This is a genomic window from Enterococcus sp. UD-01 (assembly GCF_044909655.1).
In the GTDB taxonomy this organism is placed as follows: domain Bacteria; phylum Bacillota; class Bacilli; order Lactobacillales; family Enterococcaceae; genus Enterococcus_L.
Genome location: NZ_JBIYEU010000004.1, coordinates 206,901 through 214,509, shown reverse-complemented (window position 1 = coordinate 214,509; position 7,609 = coordinate 206,901). Strand labels below are relative to the sequence as shown.

At 40.7% G+C, this 7,609-nt stretch carries 7 protein-coding genes; all 7 read left to right on the top strand.

Annotated elements, in window-relative coordinates; genetic code table 11:
• Positions 1 to 297: KDGP aldolase (locus ABH902_RS05855; RefSeq protein ID WP_404589613.1), on the top strand; the 297-nt coding region annotated here is incomplete at its 5' end.
• An 11-nt stretch (positions 298 to 308) separates the two neighbouring features.
• Positions 309 to 1,316, top strand: a complete 1,008-nt coding sequence (locus tag ABH902_RS05850) for a sugar kinase (RefSeq protein ID WP_404589612.1) — start codon at positions 309 to 311, stop codon at positions 1,314 to 1,316.
• Positions 1,317 to 1,472: 156 nt separating this feature from the next.
• The gene (locus tag ABH902_RS05845; RefSeq protein WP_404589611.1) at positions 1,473 to 2,483 is read left to right on the top strand and encodes a hypothetical protein; all 1,011 of its coding nucleotides are present in this window, start codon (positions 1,473 to 1,475) and stop codon (positions 2,481 to 2,483) included.
• Between the two features lie 26 nt (positions 2,484 to 2,509).
• On the top strand, positions 2,510 to 2,962 hold the full coding sequence (locus ABH902_RS05840; RefSeq protein ID WP_404589610.1) for a YaiI/YqxD family protein: 453 nt from the start codon (positions 2,510 to 2,512) through the stop codon (positions 2,960 to 2,962).
• 185 nt (positions 2,963 to 3,147) lie between these two features.
• Positions 3,148 to 4,224, top strand: a complete 1,077-nt coding sequence (locus ABH902_RS05835; RefSeq protein WP_404589609.1) for a D-alanine--D-alanine ligase — start codon at positions 3,148 to 3,150, stop codon at positions 4,222 to 4,224.
• A 114-nt stretch (positions 4,225 to 4,338) separates the two neighbouring features.
• Positions 4,339 to 5,703 carry a UDP-N-acetylmuramoyl-tripeptide--D-alanyl-D-alanine ligase gene (murF, locus tag ABH902_RS05830; RefSeq protein WP_404589608.1) on the top strand — a complete coding sequence of 455 codons (1,365 nt, stop codon included), beginning with the start codon at positions 4,339 to 4,341 and terminating at the stop codon, positions 5,701 to 5,703.
• Positions 5,704 to 6,039: 336 nt separating this feature from the next.
• The gene (cshA, locus tag ABH902_RS05825; RefSeq protein ID WP_404589607.1) at positions 6,040 to 7,548 is read left to right on the top strand and encodes a degradosome RNA helicase CshA; all 1,509 of its coding nucleotides are present in this window, start codon (positions 6,040 to 6,042) and stop codon (positions 7,546 to 7,548) included.
• Positions 7,549 to 7,609 lie beyond the last annotated feature (61 nt).

Genomic DNA, 7,609 nt, shown 5'->3' with positions numbered 1-7,609 from the left:
AAATTATTACAAGACATGGGCGGCAGCTCCATCAAGTATTTCCCAATGAAGGGCTTAGCTCACATTGAAGAATACAAGGCAGTAGCCGAAGCCTGCGCCAAGTATGATTTCTATTTGGAACCAACGGGCGGGATTGATTTAGACAATTTTGAAGAAATCGTGCAAATCGCAGTAGATGCCGGCGTGAAGAAAATTATTCCCCATGTCTACAGCTCAATCATCGACAAAGAAACTGGCGATACCAAACCAGAAGCAGTGAAAGCATTGCTTGAAATGATGAAAAATACGTTGAAATAGGCGGGATGATCATGAAAATTGCAGCATTTGGTGAGGTAATGATGCGTCTAACACCGCCAGAGTATTTACTACTGGAGCAAACGAAGGAATTACGCTTCACATTTACAGGCACTGGAGTCAATATTTTAAGCAATCTTGCACATTTCGGCTGTCAGACAAGCTTAATTACCAATTTGCCGGAAAATCGTTTAGGCGAAGCGGCCAAAGCCAACATTCGGCAGCTGGGTATTCAGGATCAATGGATAGGCACATTCGGCGGCCATATTGGCTCTTATTTTGCTGAAATGGGCTTTGGACCACGACCTACGCAGGTAACTTATCAAAATCGGCGCAATAGCTCCTTTGGTATGAGTGATGCTTCCTGCTACGACTTTGAGCGTTTGGTGGATGAGCTGGATTTAGTGCATATTTGTGGCATTTCTTTAAGCCTAACGGAGCAAACACGTGAGGCGGCGTTGACTTTGGCGAAATTAGCACATGAAAAAGGCAAAAAGGTCTGCTTTGATTTTAATTTTCGCCCAAGCTTAAATGAAACGAACGGCGTTGCGTTTATGCGAGAGCAATACGAAAAAATATTGCCGTATTGTGATTTAGTGTTTGGCAGTCAACGCGATTTAACAGAGCTTTTGGGTCTATCTCTTAATGAAACAAAAGAAGAGTCGCAATTTGAAGAGCTAGTTCGGCGTTTCATGCAAACTTATAGCATTTCCCATTTTGCTGGTACTTTTCGACAAGGCGAAGGAACCAAGCATTATCTTGCCGGCTTCTTATTTGATACAAAGAACTACGTTCAAGCGGCACCTAGAGAAATTGTGAACCTTGACCGCATTGGTGCAGGGGATGGGTTTGCTGCGGGAATTCTATTAGGAATCAGTGAAGCCTGGCCGTTAATAGATACAGTTGAATTTGCCACGGCGAACGGTGTATTAGCACATACAATTCAAGGCGACGTTCCGCTGACGACCAGAAAACAGGTCAAGCACGTCATGGAACAACCGACAGTGGATTTGATTCGTTAAAGAAAAGATTAGAATGAAATAGTGTAAATCCGTTTATACTACTTTCGTTCTGATCTTTTTTTCTTTATAATGAAGAAGAGAGTAAAACAGTTTAATGGATATTCAGCTGTTCAAGTAGGATTGAACAACAAGAATCTATTGCAGGAGGAGGTCAAGATGACCGTCGAAAATATTTGGAAAGCGCTAGATGATGATAGCTTAAAAGATAGTATTCGCAAACGACCAGGTATGTATATTGGCGGGATCGGTCCGACTGGTTTAGAGAGTATGGTCTTACAGGTTTTGGATAGTTTAATCAGCTTAGCGGTGGATTTAAAGCAAACAGAGCTTTCTATAGAGCTTTCAGACAACCAGCTGATTTTTTCTTTTTTCAGTGAAAAGGGCTTGTATTTAGATAAAGAGCCAAAAGATCAATATACATCACCGTATTTGTTTCTTTCTGTGGTGAATGCACTGTCCGAGCAATTAGGCTTCGGTGTTGAAAAAGCGGGCAGGAGAACGATTCAAATTTATCAAAATGGACAATTAAATAAAAAAGCATTGATTCCTTCCGATGATGAAGGGCAGCGGATTGAACTGGCATTTACACCTAATCAGCAATTATTTGGCGCGAAGCCGTTATCTTATTTTATTTTATTTAATCGTTGTCAGGAATTGGCTATGCTGAATAGTGGGTTGACTATTTCTTTAACAGACGGCAAGCAGCAAAAAAATCACTTGTGCTACCAACAGGGCTTAATTGAATATATTTTTCAAAAAGATGACAGCATCACTCGGGGCAGTCAGCCGTTAGTGATTAATACGGTGAATGAAGGTGTATTAATTCAGGCAGTGATTTCTAAAAATGGTTCAACAAGTATTAAAGACAGCTTTGTCAACGGACATTTGCCGGCTGATGGCGGTACTCATTTGGACGGCTTTGTTCAAGGTACCGTAGATGCGATCAATCAGTATTTAGAAGAAACCAATCGTTTGAAGTATTTAACGGTTGATAATTTTTCAGAACGCTTTGACTTTGTTTTGTCTATTAAGGTTAAACGGCCGCGCTATACAGGGGCAGTAAAAAAGAAAATCCGCAATCCTGAATTGCATAAGATTGTCAAGGAAGCTGTATCCGCAGAGGTTACCAGCTTTTTAAAAAGACATCCATCATGGTATGCCAACTAAATTCTAAACAAACAGGGGAAATGCGAATGAAGATTTTTATTGATGGTGACGGTTCGCCGGTAAAGGAGTCTGCGATGGACATTGCGGTAAACTTTGGCATTGCTGTTGTGATTGTCACGAGTATTGATCATTATTCCTTGAAAGAATATCCTGCCAATGTTTCTTTTGTCTATGTGGATAAAGGAGCGGATGCAGCAGATTATAAAATCGTCCAGCTAATAAAAAAAGAAGATATTCTTATCACTCAAGATTACGGACTGGCTTCGCTGGTTTTGCCAAAAGGAGTGACGGTTTTGCATCAACTTGGGTATCAATATACAGCCGAAAATATCGATAATCTTTTGGAACAGCGACATTTTGGGGCGAAGGTCAGAAAAAGCGGCGGGCGTACGAAAGGACCGAAAGCTTTTACTCAAGCTGATCGGGAAGCCTTCAAAGCGGCATTAACGACACTTCTTCAGAACGACAAAAGTCAATAGCCGCTCAATTCTAAGGAATAATGACGAACGTTTAAAAGGGATGGAAATGAAAAAGTGAATGAGTCATAAATTTTTTATTGGATTGTCACTTGTTTCTATTCTGACCAACGCTTTTATGCTAAAATATGAAAGAACTATTTCGTACTGAATCATGTCAGTAGAAGAAAATTTAGGGGGAAAAGCATTTGAAGATAACTTTGCTATATGGTGGGAGAAGTGAAGAACACGACGTTTCTATACTGTCTGCTTATTCCGTTTTAAATGCGATCTATTATAATTATTATCAAGTACAGCTAGTCTATATCAGCAAAGATGGCGAATGGGTAAAAGGTCCGCTTTTAACGGAAAAACCCGAAAGTAAAGATGTGCTTAAATTAAATTGGTCTGAAGACGGAACGATTGATAAATGGGGCGAATTTACCGGAAAAGTGATTATGCCGTGTGAAATTAAAGAAGAAGACACCATTGTATTTCCTGTGCTGCATGGGCCAAATGGAGAAGATGGTACGATCCAAGGCTTCTTAGAAACCATTGGGCTGCCTTATGTAGGTGCAGGCGTTTTAGCAAGTGCCAATGCAATGGACAAAATTATGACAAAATATTTGCTTCAAACAGCAGGGATTCCTCAAGTGCCTTATGTTCCTGTATTAAAAAGTAATTGGAAAGAAAATCCGAAAAAGGTTTTTGAGCAATGTGAAGGCTCTTTGATTTACCCAGTATTTGTTAAACCGGCAAATATGGGTTCAAGTGTCGGCATTAGTAAAGCGGAAAATCGCGCAGAGCTGCAAAACGCCTTGGAAGAAGCTTACCGCTACGATTCCAGAGCGATTGTCGAGCAAGGCATTGAAGCGCGTGAGATCGAAGTAGCTATTTTAGGAAATGAAGATGTGCGGACCACCTTGCCGGGTGAAATAGTGAAGGATGTCGATTTCTATGACTATAATTCAAAATATATCGATAACCAGATCACGATGCAGATCCCTGCCGAAGTACCGGAGGAAGTGTATCAAAAAGCACGTGAATATGCTAAAAAAGCCTACACGATCTTAGACGGCAGCGGCTTGAGCCGATGTGATTTCTTTTTAACCAGTAAAAATGAACTATTCTTAAATGAATTAAATACGATGCCGGGCTTCACTCAATTCAGCATGTATCCCCTATTATGGGAAAATATGGGCTTGAAGTATAGCGATTTAATTGAAGAATTGATTCAATTGGCGTTAAATCGTTTTAATCAGCGACAAAGCTTTTTTGAACGTTAAGCCGGTGTGTAAGTCTTGTTGACACAAAGGGAGGGGAGAAAAATCATGATTTTTCTTTCAGCCCTTTTCTTATGAATGGAGCTATTTTTATTTTGACACGAAGGAGTGAAATCGATGAAGTTAACATTTTGGGAAGCGGCTCAAGCGCTTCAAGCAGAGAATGATTGGCGAGCATGGCCGGATTTTGAGCTGACAGGAGTAGAATTTGATAGTCGTAAAATTGTGGAAGGCAACCTGTTCGTGCCTTTAAAGGGAGAAAATGACGGACATTCATTTATCCAAAGCGCGCTAAAAAATGGCGCCAAAGCTGCTTTGTGGAGTTCAGAAACGGAACTGACTGATTTTCCTACGCTGCAGGTTCCAGATACATTAAAAGCGCTGCAGACTTTAGCTAAATATTATTTACAGAAAATCCAGCCGTCGGTTATCGCAATTACAGGCAGCAACGGGAAAACGACGACTAAAGACATGACTGAAGCTGTGCTGGCACAGCAGTTCAAGACATACAAAACACAGGGGAATTACAATAACGATATCGGACTGCCATATACTATTTTACATATGCCTGCTGCAACAGAAAAATTGATTCTGGAAATGGGCATGGATCATGCAGGCGAAATTGAGCTGCTTAGTACCTTGGCTGAACCGGAAGTTGCAGCAATTACGATGATTGGCGAAGCGCATATTGAAAATCTTGGTTCAAGAGCAGGAATTGCCAAAGCGAAAATGGAAATTGCGACTGGACTTCGTAAAGACGGACTGCTTTTGATTCCCACAGCAGAGCCGCTGCTTACTCCTTTAGTGCAGAATCTGACGCAAACCTTCAAAACCTTTGGCTTCCAGTCGGCAGATTATTCCGCTGACATTCAAGAAGAGCAAAAGGAAAAGACGACCTTCACTGTAAATACGGACGGAACGCTACTGTCAATTCCAGTTCCCGGCAAATACAATGTTGGCAATGCCTTAATTGCCTTTGCCGTTGGTCAGTGGTTTGGACTTTCTGTAGAACAAATTCAACAAGGTTTGGCGGATTTTCAATTGACCAAAAACCGTACTGAATGGTTAAAAACTAAATCCGGGATTGAACTTTTAAGTGACGTTTACAATGCAAATCCGACTGCGATGAACTTAGTGCTGGACAGCTTCAGCCAAATGCCGACGCAAGGCAAACGTGTTGCTGTTTTGGGGGATATGCTGGAGTTAGGTCCTGATTCACCAACGATGCATCGTTCTGTCAGCCAGCATTTAAATGTTTCTGAAATTGCGGAGGTCTATCTTTACGGTAGTGAAATGGCTTCCTTATATGAAGAACTGCAGAAAAGCTATCCGCAAAGCCAAGTACAGCTTTTTGCTAAAAATGAAAAGAGCGCCCTAATCAACACTTTAAAAGAAACACTTCAGTCAGCAGATATGGTGGTTTTAAAAGCCAGTAATGGCATGGGCTTAAACGAAGTAGTTCAGGCGCTTATGGAAATTTAGCAAGCTTTCATAAAACTTGCTGAAAATTGAAAAATATGTTAGAATAACCTATTGCCGGAAGATCGAAATAGATATATCGAGAGTACCAAGTATAAGTTACTTTTCTATCATATAAAGATTAAAAAGCTGAACGACGTCGTTTGGCTTTTCTAGTGCCTGTAGGCTTTATAAGGTGGATTTTTCGGTAGCACTGACTAGAAAATAAAATAAACCTACGTAGAAGGTTTTTAACAATCGTTGAACATTTTCGACCTCAGTGAAAGTCAAATCACCTGTACCACAAGGTAAGAAGAAATTTCATTCTTCTGCAACAAACATTATTTAGGAGGATATCATTTGAAATTTAGAGAACTAGGCTTAGCAACAGAATTATTAACTGCAATTGAACGTTCAGGATTTGAGGAAGCAACCCCGATTCAAGAGGAAACGATTCCCTTGGCATTACAAGGAAAAGACGTTATCGGACAAGCACAGACCGGTACTGGTAAAACAGCTGCGTTTGGGCTACCGATGCTGCAAAAAATTGATACAGCCAATCGCGTATTACAAGGCTTGGTTATTGCACCAACGCGTGAATTAGCGATTCAAACACAAGAAGAATTATTCCGTTTAGGCCGTGACAAAAAGATTCGCGTACAAGCGGTTTACGGTGGAGCTGATATTGGTCGCCAAATTCGTGGCTTAAAGGAAAATCCACATATTGTTGTCGGAACTCCTGGACGTTTATTGGATCACATCAATCGTCGTACTTTAAAATTAGACACTGTAGAAACATTAGTGCTGGATGAAGCAGACGAAATGTTGAACATGGGCTTTTTAGAAGACATCGAAAAAATCATCTCGAAAGTACCAGACGTCCGTCAAACACTATTGTTCTCAGCAACCATGCCGACTGCAATTAAAAATATCGGTGTGAAGTTTATGAAAGAACCTGAACATGTAAAAATCAAAGCCAAAGAAATGACAGCTGATTTGATCGACCAATATTACGTTCGTTCAAAAGACTTTGAAAAATTTGATATTATGACGCGTCTATTAGATGTGCAAACACCAGATTTAACCATTGTCTTCGGTCGGACCAAACGTCGCGTAGATGAATTGGCACGTGGCTTAGAAGCACGCGGCTACAAAGCTGAAGGCATCCACGGTGACTTATCTCAACAAAAACGTATGAGCGTACTGCGTTCATTTAAAAACGGCAGCTTGGATATTTTAGTAGCGACAGACGTTGCGGCACGCGGTTTGGATATTTCCGGTGTCACTCACGTTTATAACTACGATATCCCACAAGATCCAGAAAGCTATGTTCACCGTATTGGTAGAACCGGCCGCGCTGGAAAAGGCGGGATGTCAGTTACCTTTGTTACGCCAAACGAAATGGGTTATTTGCACGTTATCGAAGAATTAACGAAAAAACGCATGACACCGCTACGTCCACCAAGTGAAAAAGAAGCTTTCAAAGGCCAGCTAGGAGCTGCAATTGAAACGGTTGAAGAAAAATTGGCAGAAAACGGTCTTGAAAAATACTTACCGTCTGCTGAAAACTTATTAGAAAAATATTCTGCGGAAGATTTAGCGGCATTACTACTAAAAACAATTTCCAAAGACCCGGCAGATGCCGTACCGGTTAAAATTACACCGGAACGCCCATTACCTTCTAATAAAAAAGGCTTTAACAAAAACCGCGGCGGCAGTAACAACCGCAACCGCAATAAAAATAACGGTGGCTATCGTGGCAATAAAAACAACAAAGGTGGCGGCTACAACAAGAGTAAAGAAAACCGCTCTGCCAAACGTCACAACGATAAAAAACGCAGCTTTGTAATCAGAGATAACTCAAAATAATTACTAAATATTAATTAAAAAGATCAATAAAATATAGAAATAGTAGTTGATATTTCTACTT

What these genes read in the sequence shown, in the direction of transcription:
- ABH902_RS05850 (WP_404589612.1), top strand. Translation starts at nt 309, where the DNA reads ATGAAAATTGCAGCATTTGGTGAGGTAATGATGCGTCTAACACCGCCA.
- murF (WP_404589608.1), top strand. Translation starts at nt 4,339, where the DNA reads ATGAAGTTAACATTTTGGGAAGCGGCTCAAGCGCTTCAAGCAGAGAAT.
- ABH902_RS05840 (WP_404589610.1), top strand. Translation starts at nt 2,510, where the DNA reads ATGAAGATTTTTATTGATGGTGACGGTTCGCCGGTAAAGGAGTCTGCG.
- ABH902_RS05845 (WP_404589611.1), top strand. Translation starts at nt 1,473, where the DNA reads ATGACCGTCGAAAATATTTGGAAAGCGCTAGATGATGATAGCTTAAAA.